We start from the raw sequence: 15,371 nt of genomic DNA, 5'->3' as shown, positions 1-15,371 counted from the left end.
CCCGGAAGCAAACCGGCCCGGACCACCGCGCGGTGGTCCGGGCCGGCCTGTCCCAGCACTACTCCGCCAGGATCTCCCTGCTCAGCGCGTCCATCTCGGCGAAGACGTCGTCCTCGCGCTGGCCGGTGAAGTACCCCTCCATCAGCGGGCTGATCGCGGAGCCCATCTTCTGGCCGCCCGCGAACACGGGCGTCTCGAAGAGGGTCCCGTCGACGAACTGCTGGGTGTAGGGGGCGATGTCGATCCCCTGGTCGAGCAGCGCGGCCTCGGTCTTCTCCATGGACGAGTCGATCGACGGGAAGAACGTGCCGTCCTGGCCGGCGACGTCCTGGCACTCGGGCGAGTTCATGTAGGAGATCCACTTGAACGCGGCCTCCGGGTGCTCGGTCCCCGCCCAGACGGAGTCCGCGTTCGAGTTGGACATCCCGGCGCGCTCGCCGTCCGCGCCGAGCACCGAGGGCGCGATCCCGACGTCGACGCCGTCGAGCGCGAAGAACGTCGTCGCGTACCAGGACCCGCCCGAGACCATGGCGACGCTCCCCGTGCCGAGCTGCTCGGCCGGGCCGAGCGTGAACTGGCCCTCCACTGGGGACAGGCCGCGCTCGCCCAGGCCGCGGAGGTACTCCGCCGTCTTCACGAACCGCTCGTCCTCGTACTGGAACGTGGTGGGGAAGCTGTCCTTGTCGCCCAGCGTCCAGCCGGTGGTCGACGCGAAGTTGGCCCACGTGTCCTGGCCGTTGATGCCGTTGGACCCGAGGCTGTTGATGCCGTAGGTCGCCACGTCGTCCTTGTCGAAGCCGGGCTCGTCGCCGCGCACCCCGTTCGCGTCGACGGTGAGCCGCGCGACCACCTTCTCGAACGTGCCGCCGTCGTCGGGGTTCCAGGTCATGTTCTGGACGTCGTCCTCGGTCAGGCCCGCCTCGGCGATCTTCTCCTTGTCGTAGAAGAAGCCGACGGTCGCCCAGTCCTTCGGGAGCCCGTAGGTGGCCCCGTCGCTGTACCTCCAGGTGTCGACGCCGACCCCGAGCCGGTTCGTGTCGTAGCCCGACCCGGCGATCAGGTCGTCGAGCGGCAGCAGCTGTCCCTGGTCCACGTACTCGGGGTAGTTGGAGGTGTGGTTCATGAACGTGTCCGGGGCGTTGCCGGCCACGAACCCCGCGGTGAGCTTGGTCCAGTAGTCGTCCCAGGCGTACTGCTGGACCTCGACCTCGATACCGGGGTTGGCCTGCTCGAACGGCTCGACGCACTTGCCCCACGACACGGCCTGCTTGTCGTCCCAGGTCCACCACTGGATGGTCCCGGTGGCGGCGTCGCCGTCCCCGGATCCTCCGGCGCCGCACGCCGTCAGGGCGAGCAGGGTCGCTGTGCCTCCGAGCGCGAGGAGGGTGCGGGCGGGTGACATGACGCGGTGCCGGGTCCGGCGGCGATCGACGGTGATCATGGTCCAGAACGTAGGGTTTCACCCGAGGCCTCCGGAATGGGGAGTTCGGCGGAGCGGCCTGGACGATCCGACGGCGCCCCTACTTGACGGCACCCGCCGTGAGCCCCGCGATCACCTGGCGCTGGAGGATCAGGAAGAGGCAGATCGGGACCAGCATCACCAGCGTCGCCCCCGCGACCGCCCCGGTGACGTTGAACCCGAACTGCGACTTGAACCCGGCCAGCACGAGCTGCACGTTCCGGTTCTCCTCCGAGACCAGCAGCAGGTTCGCGAAGAAGAACTCGTTCCAGATGTTCACGAACGCGACCACCGCCACGGTCGCCAGCGCGGGCCGCGTCAGCGGCAGCACCACCCGGAACAGCGTGGTGAAGTACCCGGCGCCGTCGATCATCGCGGCCTCCTCCAGCTCGGGCGGCGTCGAGACGAGGAACGCTCGGAGCACCACGAACGTGAACGGGAACTGCAGGGCCGAGTACAGGATCACCATCCCGATCCGGGAGTCGAACATCCCGAGCTCCCGCACCACGAAGAACACCGGCGTCGCCAGACCCACCAGGGGCAGCGCCAGGGCCAGCGAGAACAGCGCCACCAGGGCGTCGCGCCCGGGGAACGAGAACCGCGCCAGCGGGTAGGCCGCCAGGAACGCAGCCGTCAGCGCGCCCAGCGTGCCGAACCCCGCGTACAGGAGCGTGTTCAGCATGTACTCGTGCAGGTGGATCTGGGTGAAGGCGTCGACGAAGCCCTGCACGGTGAACGGCGCGGGCAGGAGGCCCTGGCCGGAGAAGATCTGGTTCCCGGTCTTGAAGGCGGACAGCATGACCCACGCCGTCGGCGCGAGCGCGAGCAGCACGACGATGCCCAGGAACCCGTAGATCAGCACGTTCGCCCAGCCGGAACGGCGTCCGGCGGTGGTGGTCCCGATGTCGCTCACAGTGCACGCTCCCCGATCCGGAAGATGCGCCGGACGGCGACGATCAGCACCAGGCCGATGACGATGATCACCGAGCCGACGGCGTTGGCGAAACCCCACTCGCCGTTCAGGTAGGCCCGGTACGCGTACAGCGCCAGCGTCGCCGTCGCGTCGTCGGGTCCCCCGGCGGTCAGGATGAAGACCAGGTCGAACATGCCGATGTCCACGAGCAGCCGGATGAGGATCACGGTGCCGATGACGTTGCGCAGCAGCGGCAGGGTGATCCGGGTGAGCTGCTGCCACGTCGAGGCGCCGTCGACCGAGGCCGCCTCGTACAGCTCGCCCGGGACGGCCGCGATCTCGGCCATGACCAGCACCACGACGAACCCGATGATGAACACGAAGGTCCCCGCGACGGCCCACCGCGCCGTCGCCGTGTCGAAGAGCCAGTCCCGGCCGGGCAGCCCCACCGCGCCCAGGGCGTTGTTCAGCAGCCCTGCCCGCGGGTTGTAGAACATGGAGAAGACCAGGGCGTAGGCCGCGCCCGAGATGACGAACGGCACGAAGATGATGGTCCGCAGCGTCTTCCACCCGCGCGGCCGCAGCGCGAGCACCATGCCGACGCCGACGCCCAGCGGGACCTGGACGAACACCGAGGCCGCCGCGTAGAACAGCGTGTTGCCCAGCGCCTTGAGGAAGACGGGGTCGGCGAACATCTGCCGGTAGTTGTCCAGGCCCGCCCAGGCGAACTCCAGCCCGCTCCAGCGGGCGAACGCCGTGGCCGCCAGCACGAGGAACGGCACCAGGAAGAAGGTGCCGAACAGGACGAGCCCGGGCAGCAGCGACACCGCGACCGGGCCGCGCATGCCGCGCGGGATCCGGGTCCCCGCGACGGGACGGGCACGCCGGGCCCGTCGCCGCGCCGGCGCGCGGTACCTCGTGAGGGTGCTCATGGCCGCCCCCTACTGCCCGCTCGCCGCGGAGTCGACGGTCAGGCGCTCCAGGAACTCGTCGGTGTCCAGGTCGCCCTTCACGTAGGCGGGCCACAGGTTCTTCCACGACGTGTCGAGCCCCGCCGGGCCGTGCACACGGGCGTGCGGGTAGACGTGCTCCAGGTCGTCGGCCTGCTCGATCAGACCCGTCGCCAGCGGCTCCAGGTCGGCGGCCTCCGCCGCCGCGGCGTCGACCCGGACCGGCGGGTTGGCGCCCGTGGCCTGCGCCTGCGTGAGCACCTCGTCCTGCGACGACATGAACTTCACGAACGCCTCGACCGCCTCGAGCTCGCCCTCGTCCGTCGCGCCGGAGACCCAGCCGGCACCCGAGACGACGACCGTGCCCTGCCCGCCGTCGGTCCAGCCGGGCGCGGGGGCGTAGCCGGTCTTCTCGTACAGGCCCGGCGCGGCCTCGGGCGTGAGGTTGGTCTTGACGAACCACGGCCCGTTGGGGACGGTCGCCGCCTCCTCGGTGAGGTAGGGGGCGGCCGCGTTCTGGAAGTCGCCGGAGAACGCGTCGGCGTTCACGTAACCCTCGGTGTGCCAGTCGCGCAGGCGTTCGGTCGCCCGGACGACGGCGGGGTCGTCGCCCCAGTCCTCCAGGTCGACGATGCCCTGGCCGAGGAACTCGGCCCCGCTGGGCTGGGTGCCGATCAGGTCGGCCCACATGAGCTTGGTCGCCCAGTCGCCGTCGAGCGCGAGGGCGATCTTGCCCTGGCTCTTCAGCTCCGCCGCCAGGTCCTCGAACTCGTCCCAGGTGGCCGGGAACTCGTCGTACCCCGCGGCCTCCAGCAGCTCGGTGTTGTAGTAGATCCCGATCGCGTCGCGCTGCTGCGGGATGGCCCAGACCTGGCCGTCCGGGCCGGTCAGGGCGTCGAACGCCTGGTCGTAGAAGGTGTCCGCCCACTCGGCGTCGGCCTCCAGGCTCGGCGCGAAGTCGTGCAGCCGGCCGGTCTGCTCCATCGCCTTGATCTCGCCGGAGTTGAGCTGGAACAGGTCGGGCAGGTCGCCGGCGAGCGCCAGGCGCTGGTAGTACTGCAGCCGGTCGTCGCCGGAGCCCGCGTTCGGGTTCTCGATGGTCTCGACCTGGTACTGACCGGCGTACTGCTCGTTGAACCGTTGCGCGGCCTCGTAGTTGTACTGCAGGAACGGGTCGGTCGGGCTCTCCTGGCAGGTGGCGCAGGTGACGACCACCTCGCCCGTGGCGGAGGTCTCCGTGCCAGAACCGCATCCCGCGACGGCGGTCAGCAGCGCTGCCGCCGAGGCGGTCGCCGCCGCCGTTGTCCTGGTCGTTCCCATGACGTCATCTCCTTTGATGATTCCTGCGTGGTGCCGTGCTGTGGTGACCTGCTGTGATGCCCGCGCGGTCGGGTCAGTAGCCCGTGACCCGCGGCCAGTGCCGTTCGATGCCGGCGGTCTCGATCTCGCGCGTGAAGTCGGCCAGCAGGCCCTCGTCCTCGCGGACCTGCCGGGGCGTCGCCTTGTGCTGCACGCAGAACGCGATCAGGTGGCCCGTGACCTCGCCGATGTTCCATTCCATGAGCGGCATCCGGTAGGCGCCGTTGGTGATGTGCGTGGTGCCGATGTTCTTCGCGCCCGGGAGCAAGTTCTCGACCCGGACGGGGAGCAGGGCACCCAGCGGCAGCTCGAACGGGCAGCAGCCGATGTCGATGTAGGGGTCGCCGCCGGTGGAGGGGTGCAGATCGATCCGGTACATCCCGACGCCGACGCTGTCGTCGTAGGTGACGGCGCCCTCGTCGCCGCGCACCGCGAGGGACAGCTCCTGCTCGACGACGGTGTGCTCGGCGCGGATACGGCGGGACTCCCGGATGTACGGGGTCTTGGCCAGGCCGTCCGCGGTGTCGCCCAGCACGTCGCCGCGCAGGCGCAGGCCGGGCCAACCCGTGCCGCCGTCGGGCCGGGGCGCCTCGGTCTGGAGCCAGTACAGGAACGAGCGGCTCAGCTCGCGGGCGGCCAGCACGTGGGCCTCGGCGTCGGGGTGGTCGAAGACCGGCCCGCCCCAGTAGTCCATCTGCGGCCAGTTCACCAGGGTGAGGTCGCTGGGGTAGGCCTCGGGCCGGAAGTTGGCCCTGGCCGCGATCCGGCGGAACGTCCACAGGTTGCGGTCCATCGAGCCCACCCGCTGGTCCGCGTAGTCGGGCCGGATGCTCGCGAGGTCGTCGTCGGGGTCGGGCCAGAACTGGTGCCGCACGGGCAGGCGGGTCTTGGGGTGCGGCGCGGTCAGCGAGAGCTGGCCCTCCGGCCAGTCGACGGCGCGGGCCGTCCGGAAGTGGTCGTACCCGGCCGGCCGGTCGATGGTGTGGTCCTCCTCGGGCCGGTGGTCCAGCGCGAAGCACACCGACACCGGCTGCATGTTGAGCGAGTCGGCCACGGCCGCCGCGTGGGGCTCGCCGGTGTCTGCCTGCGCCTCGGACCCGGTGACGTGCTCGACGCCGGCCAACGGCAGCAGCTCGCCGGTCTCGCTCGCGTCGACAACCCACCGCGCCGAGATCGCCGTCGTCGCGCCGGTCCGCCGGCTCCGCACCGTCACGGCCGTGATCCGGTCGCCGTCGGTCTCGGCGGCCAGCGGCTCGTGCTCCATCAAGACCTGCAGGAGCCCTGAGCCGCGCAGCGGGGCCACCAGGCTCTCGAGCACGGCGAGCGTGACCCGGGGCTCGTGGCAGAGGCCGGACACCTTGGCGCCGCCGGGGTTGAGCGCGGGCCGACGCCGGGCGTCGTCGGTCAGGGGGTAGTGCCGCCGGTAGAACTCCCGCACCGAATTTCGATATTCGCGATATGTCGCGGTACTGCCGAACTGCTCGATCCAGACGTGCTCATCCGGTGGAACTCCCTGGGCGGTCAGCACCCCGCCCAGCCAGTCGGTGGGCTCCGTGAGCACCACCCGGATACCGCGACGGGCGGCGGTCACCGCGGCCATCACGCCGCCCACTCCGCCACCGACGACCAGGACCTGTGTCTCGTTTTCACGCATACAACGAGGACACCAGCATTTGACCACTATTGGCATGACTGCAATACGCTGTTCTGTGTCCCAGTTTGATGCCAGCGCCCGTCGCCTCCGGATCGCCGACGCGACCGCGAGGCAGCTGGTGCAGCCCGCCGGGTCCCGGATCGGGCCGCGCCGCCAGCAGGAGATCCAGCTCATGCTGATCCACTCGGGGTCCATGACGCTGCGCCTCGACGGCGGTGCCCCGCGCCACGTCTCCACCGGTGAGATCTGCCTCCTGCTGCCGGGCCACACCGAGGAGATCAGGTTCGACGAGCACCTCGACACCCACGAGACGCTGGTGCGGGGGCGCATGGAGAACTCGACCCCGCAGATGCGCGTCTGGCTGGAGTCGCTCCGACCCACCAGGACGCTGTCGTCCGCCCTGACCTACCTGGCCCGCGAGGCCGTCACGACGGAGCAGACCCGGCTGACGGCCGACGGTGCGCTGGTGGACGCACTCGCGACGGCGGTGCTGTGGCGCTTCATCGCGGAGTTCAGGAACCTGCCCGCCGCCCTGCCGGGTTCGATCGAGGACGCCCGCCTGTTCATCCACCAGCACCTCGGGGAGCCGATCACGCTCACGGACATCGCCCGCGCCGCGACGGTCACCCCCGCTCACCTCGTCCGGATGTTCCGCACCCACATGGACACCACGCCGATCCGCTACCTCTGGGACCGCCGTATCTCCCTCGGCGTCGAGCTGCTGACGTCCACGGGACTCCCGGTCGGCTCGATCGCGGTCCGCTGCGGGTTCAAGACCAGCTTCCACTTCTCCCGCAAGGTCAAGGAGACGACCGGCCTGTCGCCGTCGGAGCTGCGCACGTCCACCGCACGTACCTGATGCGGCGGCTCGTGCCAGGTCACGCCCTCCGGGCCGCGGCGGAGAGGTTCGACACGACGCCGGCCGACGGGTCGGCAGGCGCCCGCAGCCGGCTCACCGCGAAGTCCGCCGCGTGGTGCATCGACACCACGTCGCTGCCGCCGCGAGCGGCGACCTGGAGTCCGGTCATCGTGAGCTGCACGAAGCCGACCGCGTCGGCCGTGTCCATCGAACGGTCAAGCTCCCCCGCCGCCTTGCCGGCCTCGACGCGGTCGGCGATCCGGGCCGCGAGCCGCCGGTCGACCTCGGCCGCGAGGGCTCGGACCTCGTCGTCGGTGGCCCCGAACTCCTCGACGGCGCCGACGCCGAAGCAGCCCAGAGCCCGTTCGGCGTCGTCCGCCACCGCGATCCCGGAGAGCAGCGCCCGGATGCCCTCCAGGGCTGACGACGGCTCGGTCAGCCGGGACAGGTGCCCCTCCAGCGTCGCCTCCTGGTACGTGCGAAGGGACTCCAGGTACAGCGTCCGCTTGTCGCCGAACGCGTTGTAGAGGCTCTGGCGGCCGATGCCCATGCTCTCCAGGAGGTCGTCCGTGGAGGACGCCGCATAGCCCTTCTGCCAGAAGACCCTCATGGCGCGCTGGAGCGCCGTGTCTCTGTCGAACTTCCGCGGACGAACCATGGCGTCGATTATCCGCCTACAGGGTGCTTCCGCCGTCGATCGTGATGCTGGCACCGGTGACGTAGCGGGAGTCGGGGCCGGCGAGGTAGGACACGAGCCCGGCGATCTCCGCCGGCCGGCCCACCCGCCGGAGGGGGCTCGCCGCAGCGAGTGCGTCGATGGCGCCGGCGTTCATGTCGGTGTCGGTGGGTCCGGGCTGGATGTTGTTGACCGTGATGCTCCGCGGTGCGAGGTCGAGGGCGATGCCCTTCACCATTCCGGCGACCGCCGTCTTGGTGAGCTGGTAGACGCTCGCCCCGGCCGTGCCGGTGCGCAGGGCGACGTTGCTGCCGATCGTGATCACGCGCGCGTTGTCGACCAGGTGCGGCACCGTGGCCTGGATGGAGAGGAAGACGCCGCGGACGTTGACGTCGATCATCGCGTCGAGGTCCGCGAGGCTGACAGACTCGACGGTGCCTGTGCGGAGCAGGCCGGCGTTGACCACGACGACGTTCAGCGGCCCGAGCTCCTGCACCGCACGGTCGACGGCGCCGCGGATTGCGTCGGCGTCGGCGCTGTCGGAGCGCAGGGCCAGCGCCCGGCCTCCGGCCGCCTCCACCTCGGTGACGAGCTCCCGCGCGCGGTCGTCGCGGGAGAGGTAGGTGAAGGCGACCGCGTATCCGTCGGCCGCGAGGCGTGCCACGGCCGCGGCGCCGATGCCTCGCGACCCGCCGAAGACGAGGGCGGTCCTGCTGGTGGTGGTGTCGGTGGTGCTCATGACGGCTCCTTTATGTACAGATCAGTCAATAACTGGACCGCGGCGGCTCGCTCGCGGAGGGGGTGTGGCGTCAGTCCACCAGTTATGGATCGATCTGTCAATTAAAGGTCGCGGACGCCTTGCGCCCCGCGGGGCTCGTGGCACCGGCCAAGGTGAACACGCGCCCCGGCCACCTGGATCGCATCAGCCGGTCATGGCCCGCGACGACGATCGCGCCAGGCGCTTGCGCGAACGCCTCCTCCAGCTCGTCGACGAGCATCGGGGACAGGTGGTTCGTGGGCTCGTCCAGGAGCAGCAGGTGCGGCGGGTCGGCGAACGCGAGGGCGAGCGCGAGGCGGCGGCGCTGCCCGACGGACAGCTCGCCGGCGGGCGTGCCGATCTCACGCGCCGTCAGCAGCCCGAGGGCCCCCAGCGGCGTCCGCTCGGCCGCGGTCTCGCCGATCGTGTCGAGATAGATCTGCTCGGCCGACCGCTCGGGACGCTCGAACACGGTGTCCTGCGGGAGCAACGAGATCGCCGCGTCCGGCCGCCGCCGGAGACCGCCGGCGAACTCGACCGCCCCGGCGATGACCCCGAGCAGCGTCGACTTCCCGGCCCCGTTGGGGCCGGTGACCAGCAGCTTCTCCCCTGCCTCGACGACGAGCCGCGGGACGCGGAGCCGGCCCGGCACCTCGAGGTCGGCCAGCTCGACGAGCGGCCCGTCGGACGCCGACAGCGCGACCGGCGGCGCGGCCAGGCGCAGCGGCGGGGGCGGCGCGGCAACCGCTGATCGCGCCCGCTCCACGAGGCGCCGCCGGGCGTCCCGCACCCGGCGCGCCACCTGGTTCTGCACCCGGCCGGACCGGTGCCCGTAACCCATCTTCTCCGAGTCGCGGCGGAGCCGGTCCGGTGCGACGTCGGGGGCCACCTCGATGACCGCGAGGGCCAGCCGCTCGAGCTCTTCCTGGTCCTCGCGGTAGCGCTGCTCCCACCGCCGCCGCGCCGCCCGCTTGTGCTCGACGTACGCGGAGTACCCGCCGCCGAACGCGACCGGGCCCGTCGCGGAGGGGTCGAGGTCGATCAGGCTCGTGCACACGGCGTCGAGCAGGGCGCGGTCGTGGCTCGCCAGCACGACGACCCCGGGGAAGGCGCGCAGGTACTCCTCCAGGAAGGAGATCGCGGACTCGTCGAGGTGGTTGGTCGGCTCGTCGAGCACGAGCGCGGAGGGCTGCCGCAGGAGCAGCGCCGCGAGCGCCAGCCGGCCGCGCTGCCCTCCGGAGAGCGTGCCCAGGGTGCGGTCGGCGGGGATCGTGTCGAGGGTGAGCGACCGCAGGACCTGCGCCGTCCGCCGTTCCGCGTTCCACACGTCCGTCCGCTGGGCCTGCGCGAGCCGGTCGGCGTAGGCCCGGGATGCCGCGGCGTAGTCGGTCCCCTCCGGCGGCGCGGCGGCCAGGCGCTCGGCGGCGTCGTCGAGCCGGTCGAGTGCGTCCTGCACCGGGGACAGCGCGTCCGCGACCACCTCGCCGACGGTCGCCTCCGGGTCGAAGGCCAGCTCCTGCGCCAGGTACCCGACGTCGGCCGGGCGGTCGACCCGCCCGCCGTGCGGGTGGGTCACCCCGGCCAGCAGCCGGAGGGCGGTGGTCTTGCCCGTGCCGTTCTCCCCGATGATCCCGGTGCGCTGCGCCGGGCCGACCCGCAGCGAGACGCCGTCGAGGATCCGGCGGCCGCCGGCGAGGTAGGTGACGGCATCCATCGCCAGGAGATCACTCACGCATGGACCCTACCTGTGGACACCACCGCCCCCGCCCGGCTAACGTTCCCGCCATGACGTCGCCCCGCATCTGCCTGGACTGGTGGCCCGCCGACTAGGCGGGCTCGCGACGCATCCACTGACACGTCCACGACCGCCTCGCCCGAGGCGGTCGTTTCGTGTTTCCCCACGAGACTCCCGGTCGAGGGCGAGCCCCCCGAACCGAGAGGCTTCACATGTCCCTCCACCCTGGCTCGACCGGCCGGCACCCGCTCCTGGACCGGGTCCTGGCCTCCGACGGCTCGCTCCCCTTCGCGCTCCTGCGCCGCCACGGCGGCACCGAGGTCGAGGTGCTGACGGGCGACGTCGTCGACGTCGACCTGCTGGGCGACATCCCGCTCGACGGCGCGCCCGTGCTCGCGGTCGTCCCCTACCGCCAGGCCCGCGAGCGCGGGTTCACCGTGCGCGACGACGGCGCTCCCCTGCGCTGCCTGGTGGTCCGCGAGTCGGAGCGGGTCCTGCTGCCGGACGCGCTCGCCGCCCTGCCGCCCGAGCCCGTGGCCGCCGAGCCGCTCGGCTTCGACACCCCGGACGACGAGTACGCGGGGATCGTGCGCCGCGTGATCGACGACGAGATCGGGCGGGGCGCCGGCGCGAACTTCGTGGTGATGCGCAGCTTCGAGGCGCGCACCGACGCCGCGCCCGTGCCCACGCTGACCTCGTGGTTCCGGGCGCTGCTGACCCACGAGGTCGGCTCGTACTGGACGTTCGCGGTGCACGTCCCGGGGCCTGGTTCCGCCGTGTCGCTGGCGGGCGCCACCCCCGAGCGGCACCTGACCCTGCACGACGGCGTCGCCCGGATGAACCCGATCAGCGGCACGTACCGGCATCCGGCGTCCGGCCCCACGCGCGAGGGCGTCCTGGACTTCCTGGCCGACACCAAGGAGAACGAGGAGCTCTTCATGGTGGTCGACGAGGAGATGAAGATGATGAGCGCGCTCTGCCCCGGCGGCGGGCGCATCGTGGGCCCGTACCTCAAGCAGATGGCCCGGCTCAGCCACACCGAGTACCTGCTGGAGGGCCGCACCACCGTCGACCCGCGCGAAGCGCTGCGGCTGACGATGTTCGCGCCCACCGTGACGGGGTCGCCGATGGAGAACGCCTGCACGGTCATCGCCCGCCACGAGACGCGGCCGCGCGGCTACTACTCGGGCTTCCTCGCCCTCTTCGAGCCGGACGACGGCGAGGCCGGCGGGGCCCGCTACTCGCTCGACGCCCCGATCCTGATCCGCACGGCCTACCTGCACGACGGCGGCCGCGTGTCCGTGCCCGCCGGCGCCACCCTGGTGCGGCACTCCGTGCCCGAGCACGAGGTCGCCGAGACCCGCGCGAAGGCGGCGGGCGTGCTCGCCTCGCTCGGGCTGGTCCCGCGCGGCGCGGCGCCGGACGCCGTCCTCGACCTGAACGCCCAGGACGGCGTCGCCGAGGCGCTGGCCGTCCGCAACGGCCAGCTCGCGGAGTTCTGGGTCCGGCCGCAGGACGCCGCCCCCGTCGCTGCCCCCGAGGCCTCGCCGCTGACCGGGCAGGACGTGCTCGTGATCGACCACGAGGACCAGTTCACGACCATGCTGGCCCACCAGCTGAACCACCTCGGGATGAACGCCCGGGTGGTGCGGTGGGACGCCGTCGACGACGTGCTCGCGGACGACCTCGTCGTCCTCGGCCCGGGGCCGGGCGACCCCCGCGACCAGGACGACCCGCGCATCGCCGCCATCACGCGCCGGATCCACGAGCGGGTCACCGCCGGCCGGCCCCTGCTCGCGGTCTGCCTGAGCCACCAGGTGCTCGCCGGGCTGGCCGGTTTCCCGCTGCGCCCGCTGGCCGCGCCGCGTCAGGGCGTGCGGCTGACGGCCGACGTGTTCGGCACCACGGCCGCCATCGGCTACTACAACACCTTCGGCGCGCGGCTTGCCACCGTCGACGCCGCCGACGCCGGCAACCCCGTGGCCCGGCTCGCCCTGGAGCCGTCGGCCGACGACGACGGCGTGCTCACCGCGCTGCGCGGCCCGGGCGTGGCCTCGGTGCAGGGCCACCTGGAGTCGGTGCTCTCGGCCGACGGCATCGGCGTCCTCGAGTCGCTGGCCCGGCACGCGCTGGGGGCGGCGCGCGGAACCGCGCCCGGAGCGGTGCCGGCGATGTGACCCGCCCCGGCTCATGGTGACCTGCGCCACAAGAGCCCCTCCGCACTCGACAAGAGGCCACTGGCCCTTTAACGTTCGGAGCGTTAAAGGTCCAGTGGTCTCTTAAGGCTGCTGGTTCGGCCGAGCAGCGGAGGGTTCCCATGACCGAAGACACGGCACGAACGGCCCGCACGCGGCTGGGGGCCTCAGGAATCTCCGTGCGGCCCGTCGGGCTGGGGCTCATGGGGATGTCGCAGTTCTACGGAGCGGCCGACCCGGACGCCTCTGTCGCGACGATCCGGGACGCGATCGAGCTCGGCGTCGAGCTCTTCGACACCTCGGACTACTACGGGGCGAGCAGCGCCACCCCGGGGCGGCCGGTGGCCGGGTTCGGCCACAACGAGAGGCTGCTCGGCCGGGCCCTCCAGGGCCGCCGGGACCGCGCCGTCGTCGCGACCAAGTTCTCCGCGCGGCCGACCCCCGAGGGCCGCAGCACGTTCGACGGGCGCCCCGAGTACGTCAGGGCGGCCTGCGAGGCCAGCCTGAAGCGGCTCGGCACGGAATGGATCGACCTGTACTACTACCACCGGCTCGACCCCGCCGTGCCGGTGGAGGACACCGTCGGCGCGATGGCCGAGCTCGTCGCCGAGGGCAAGGTCCGTGCGATCGGGCTGAGCGAGGTCGCGCCCGACGTCCTGCGGCGAGCGCACGCGGTCCACCCCGTCTCCGCGCTGCAGAGCGAGTACTCGCTCTGGGAGCGCGGCATCGAGGCCGAGGTGCTCCCGGAGTGCCGGCGGTTGGGGGTCACCCTCGTGCCGTACAGCCCGCTCGGGCGCGGCATGCTCACCGGGGCCTTCGGCCGGGTGCCCGAGTTCGGCCAGGACGACTTCCGCTCCACGCTGCCCAAGTTCCGGGGCGAGAACTTCGACCACAACCGCCGGCTCGTCGACGAGCTGGAGCGGTTCGCCGCGAGCGCCGGTGCGACCCCCGGCCAGATCGCGCTCGCGTGGCTGCTCGCCCGGCACCACGACGTGGTCCCGGTCCCGGGCTCGCGGCGGGTGGAACGTGTCCGGGAGAACCTCGCCGCCACCTCGGTCCGGCTCAGCGCCGACGACACGGCCCACCTGGACGCGCTCTTCGACCCCGCCCACGTCAAGGGCGGCCGCTATGGAACCCTCAACCACCTCCAGGAGAAACACCCATGAACTACGACGACCAGTTCGCCGGCAGGACCGCCTTCGTCACGGGCGCCGGCAGCGGCATCGGGTCCGACATCGCACGGCTGCTCGCCGGCCGCGGCGCGAACGTCGCCCTGGTGAGCCGTTCGGAAGCGCCGCTGAGGCAGCTCGCCGACGAGATCACCGGCGCGGGCGGCAGGGCGCTCGTCGTGCCCGCCGACGTCGGCGACCCGAGTGCCGTGAAGCGCGCCGTCGCCGAGACGGTCCGCCACTTCGGCGCCCTGCACCTCGCCGTCAACAACGCCGGGACGTCCGGCGTCCACCTCGACGTGCCCGACCTCCCCGAGGAGGAATGGAACAAGACTCTCGGGATCAACCTGTCCGGAGTCTTCTACGGGCTGAAGCACCAGATCCCCGCGATCCAGGCGGCCGGCGGGGGCGCGATCGTCAACGTCTCCAGCGTCTTCGCCGACCGGGGCCTGCCGCACCGCGCGGCATACAGCGCGAGCAAGCACGGCCTGCGCGGCCTGACCCGTGCGGCCGCCGCGGACTGGGCCCGGTACGGCATCCGGATCAACGAGCTCCAGCCCGGTGTCATCCCGGTGCCGCGCCAGCAGGGCAACCCCGAGGAGGTCGCGAGGATCGCCGAGCAGATCCCGGCCCGCCGGGTCGGCACCGGCACGGAGGTGGCGCAGGCCGTCGCGTTCCTCCTCTCCGACGAGGCGTCGTACATCACCGGCGCGCACCTGGCCGTCGACGGCGGCTTCCTCGTCTAGCCCCACGGCTTCCGACGTCCACACACCCCCACCCGACCTTTCGTAAGAACAGAAACAGAGGCAGCACCATGAGCAAGACCTGGCTGATCACCGGCAGCTCCCGCGGACTGGGCCGCGCCGTCGCCGAGGCCGTCCTGGCACGCGGGCACAACCTGGTCGCCACCGCCCGACGCACCGAGCCGCTGGCCGACCTCGCCGAGCAGTACGGCGACCAGATCCGGCTGGTCACCCTGGACGTCACCGACGCCGAGGCCGCCCGCCGAGCCGTTCAGGCCGCGGTCGACGCCTACGGTCGTCTGGACGTCGTCGTCAACAACGCCGGCTACGCGGACATGGCCGCCATCGAGGACATGTCCGACCGTGCGTTCCACGCCCAGATGGACGCCAACCTCTACGGCGTCGTCAACGTGACCCGCGCCGCCCTCCCCGTCCTGCGCGAGCAGGGCTCCGGCCACATCATCCAGATCTCGTCCGTCGGCGGACGGGTGGGCGGCCCCGGGCTCGGCGCCTACCAGGCCGCGAAGTGGGCGGTGGGCGGGTTCTCGGAGGTCCTCGCCAAGGAGGTGGCCCACCTCGGCATCAAGGTCACCGTCGCCGAGCCGGGCGCCATGCGCACGGACTGGGCAGGTTCGTCCATGGACACCCCGCCGGTCAGCGGGCCCTACCAGGAGGTGATCGAACCGGCGATCGCGCGCCAGCGGGCGGCGGACGGCAAGCAGGCGGGCGACCCTCAGCGGGTCGCCCAGATCCTCCTGGACGTCGCGGAGGCCGAGGAGCCGCCGCTGCGCCTGCTGCTCGGCAAGGACGCCGTCCGCGTCGGCCGGCTCGTGGCCGAGACCCTCGCGGCCGGAGACGCGAGGTGGCGGCACGTGAGCGAGTCCGTGTGACCGGCCCGTCGG

At 72.1% G+C, this 15,371-nt stretch carries 13 protein-coding genes; 5 read left to right on the top strand and 8 right to left on the bottom strand.

Features of this window, described 5'->3' with window-relative positions; genetic code table 11:
* Positions 1–58 precede the first annotated feature (58 nt).
* The 5 genes from ACFU5G_RS16570 to ACFU5G_RS16550 all read right to left on the bottom strand — a co-directional run bounded on the left by ACFU5G_RS16570 (position 59) and on the right by ACFU5G_RS16550 (position 6,335).
* Positions 59–1,441, bottom strand: a complete 1,383-nt coding sequence (locus tag ACFU5G_RS16570) for an ABC transporter substrate-binding protein (protein WP_377246778.1) — start codon at positions 1,439–1,441, stop codon at positions 59–61.
* Positions 1,442–1,520: 79 nt separating this feature from the next.
* Positions 1,521–2,372 (bottom strand): carbohydrate ABC transporter permease, encoded by an 852-nt coding sequence (locus tag ACFU5G_RS16565; protein ID WP_377246775.1) that lies wholly within the window; start codon positions 2,370–2,372, stop codon positions 1,521–1,523.
* Positions 2,369–3,304, bottom strand: a complete 936-nt coding sequence (locus ACFU5G_RS16560) for a carbohydrate ABC transporter permease (RefSeq protein WP_377246772.1) — start codon at positions 3,302–3,304, stop codon at positions 2,369–2,371. The genes ACFU5G_RS16565 and ACFU5G_RS16560 overlap by 4 nt, the downstream gene beginning before the upstream one ends.
* A 9-nt stretch (positions 3,305–3,313) precedes the next feature.
* Positions 3,314–4,642, bottom strand: coding sequence for an ABC transporter substrate-binding protein (locus tag ACFU5G_RS16555; protein WP_377246769.1), 1,329 nt, complete (start codon positions 4,640–4,642; stop codon positions 3,314–3,316).
* A 73-nt stretch (positions 4,643–4,715) separates the two neighbouring features.
* Entirely contained in the window at positions 4,716–6,335 is a 1,620-nt protein-coding gene (locus ACFU5G_RS16550; RefSeq protein ID WP_377246766.1) for an FAD-dependent oxidoreductase, read from the bottom strand.
* A gap of 55 nt (positions 6,336–6,390) precedes the next feature.
* On the opposite strand from ACFU5G_RS16550, the gene ACFU5G_RS16545 reads away from it, so the two are divergent.
* On the top strand, positions 6,391–7,194 hold the full coding sequence (locus ACFU5G_RS16545) for a helix-turn-helix transcriptional regulator (RefSeq protein WP_377246763.1): 804 nt from the start codon (positions 6,391–6,393) through the stop codon (positions 7,192–7,194).
* Between the two features lie 19 nt (positions 7,195–7,213).
* Here ACFU5G_RS16545 and ACFU5G_RS16540 read toward each other — a convergent pair whose 3' ends face one another.
* From ACFU5G_RS16540 to ACFU5G_RS16530, 3 genes are all read right to left on the bottom strand, one after another.
* Entirely contained in the window at positions 7,214–7,852 is a 639-nt protein-coding gene (locus ACFU5G_RS16540) for a TetR/AcrR family transcriptional regulator (protein WP_377246760.1), read from the bottom strand.
* A 16-nt stretch (positions 7,853–7,868) separates the two neighbouring features.
* Positions 7,869–8,609 (bottom strand): SDR family oxidoreductase, encoded by a 741-nt coding sequence (locus ACFU5G_RS16535; RefSeq protein WP_377246757.1) that lies wholly within the window; start codon positions 8,607–8,609, stop codon positions 7,869–7,871.
* A gap of 97 nt (positions 8,610–8,706) precedes the next feature.
* Positions 8,707–10,359, bottom strand: coding sequence for an ABC-F family ATP-binding cassette domain-containing protein (locus ACFU5G_RS16530; protein WP_377246754.1), 1,653 nt, complete (start codon positions 10,357–10,359; stop codon positions 8,707–8,709).
* A gap of 215 nt (positions 10,360–10,574) precedes the next feature.
* Here ACFU5G_RS16530 and ACFU5G_RS16525 point away from each other — a divergent pair, with 215 nt between their 5' ends.
* The 4 genes from ACFU5G_RS16525 (at position 10,575) to ACFU5G_RS16510 (ending at position 15,359) form a co-directional block, all read left to right on the top strand.
* Positions 10,575–12,539 (top strand): chorismate-binding protein, encoded by a 1,965-nt coding sequence (locus tag ACFU5G_RS16525; RefSeq protein WP_377246751.1) that lies wholly within the window; start codon positions 10,575–10,577, stop codon positions 12,537–12,539.
* A 140-nt stretch (positions 12,540–12,679) separates the two neighbouring features.
* A complete protein-coding gene (locus ACFU5G_RS16520) occupies positions 12,680–13,723 on the top strand; it encodes an aldo/keto reductase (protein ID WP_377246748.1) in 1,044 nt (347 codons plus the stop codon).
* On the top strand, positions 13,720–14,472 hold the full coding sequence (locus ACFU5G_RS16515; protein WP_377246745.1) for an SDR family NAD(P)-dependent oxidoreductase: 753 nt from the start codon (positions 13,720–13,722) through the stop codon (positions 14,470–14,472). Before ACFU5G_RS16520 ends, ACFU5G_RS16515 begins: the two co-directional genes overlap by 4 nt.
* A 68-nt stretch (positions 14,473–14,540) precedes the next feature.
* Complete coding sequence (locus ACFU5G_RS16510; protein ID WP_377246742.1) at positions 14,541–15,359, top strand: SDR family NAD(P)-dependent oxidoreductase; 819 nt, start codon at positions 14,541–14,543, stop codon at positions 15,357–15,359.
* The last annotated feature ends 12 nt before the right edge of the window (positions 15,360–15,371 follow it).

This window comes from Promicromonospora sp. NPDC057488, assembly GCF_042802395.1.
Lineage (GTDB): Bacteria > Actinomycetota > Actinomycetes > Actinomycetales > Cellulomonadaceae > Promicromonospora.
The sequence above is the reverse complement of the archived record's forward strand: the minus strand, read 5'-3'. Positions and strand labels throughout refer to the sequence as shown.

Bases quoted from the DNA above. Each gene is read 5' to 3' on its own strand.
- ACFU5G_RS16550 (WP_377246766.1), bottom strand. From the start codon at position 6,335: ATGCGTGAAAACGAGACACAGGTCCTGGTCGTCGGTGGCGGAGTGGGC.
- ACFU5G_RS16520 (WP_377246748.1), top strand. From the start codon at position 12,680: ATGACCGAAGACACGGCACGAACGGCCCGCACGCGGCTGGGGGCCTCA.
- ACFU5G_RS16540 (WP_377246760.1), bottom strand. From the start codon at position 7,852: ATGGTTCGTCCGCGGAAGTTCGACAGAGACACGGCGCTCCAGCGCGCC.
- ACFU5G_RS16510 (WP_377246742.1), top strand. From the start codon at position 14,541: ATGAGCAAGACCTGGCTGATCACCGGCAGCTCCCGCGGACTGGGCCGC.
- ACFU5G_RS16535 (WP_377246757.1), bottom strand. From the start codon at position 8,609: ATGAGCACCACCGACACCACCACCAGCAGGACCGCCCTCGTCTTCGGC.
- ACFU5G_RS16570 (WP_377246778.1), bottom strand. From the start codon at position 1,441: ATGATCACCGTCGATCGCCGCCGGACCCGGCACCGCGTCATGTCACCC.
- ACFU5G_RS16555 (WP_377246769.1), bottom strand. From the start codon at position 4,642: ATGGGAACGACCAGGACAACGGCGGCGGCGACCGCCTCGGCGGCAGCG.
- ACFU5G_RS16560 (WP_377246772.1), bottom strand. From the start codon at position 3,304: ATGAGCACCCTCACGAGGTACCGCGCGCCGGCGCGGCGACGGGCCCGG.
- ACFU5G_RS16525 (WP_377246751.1), top strand. From the start codon at position 10,575: ATGTCCCTCCACCCTGGCTCGACCGGCCGGCACCCGCTCCTGGACCGG.
- ACFU5G_RS16515 (WP_377246745.1), top strand. From the start codon at position 13,720: ATGAACTACGACGACCAGTTCGCCGGCAGGACCGCCTTCGTCACGGGC.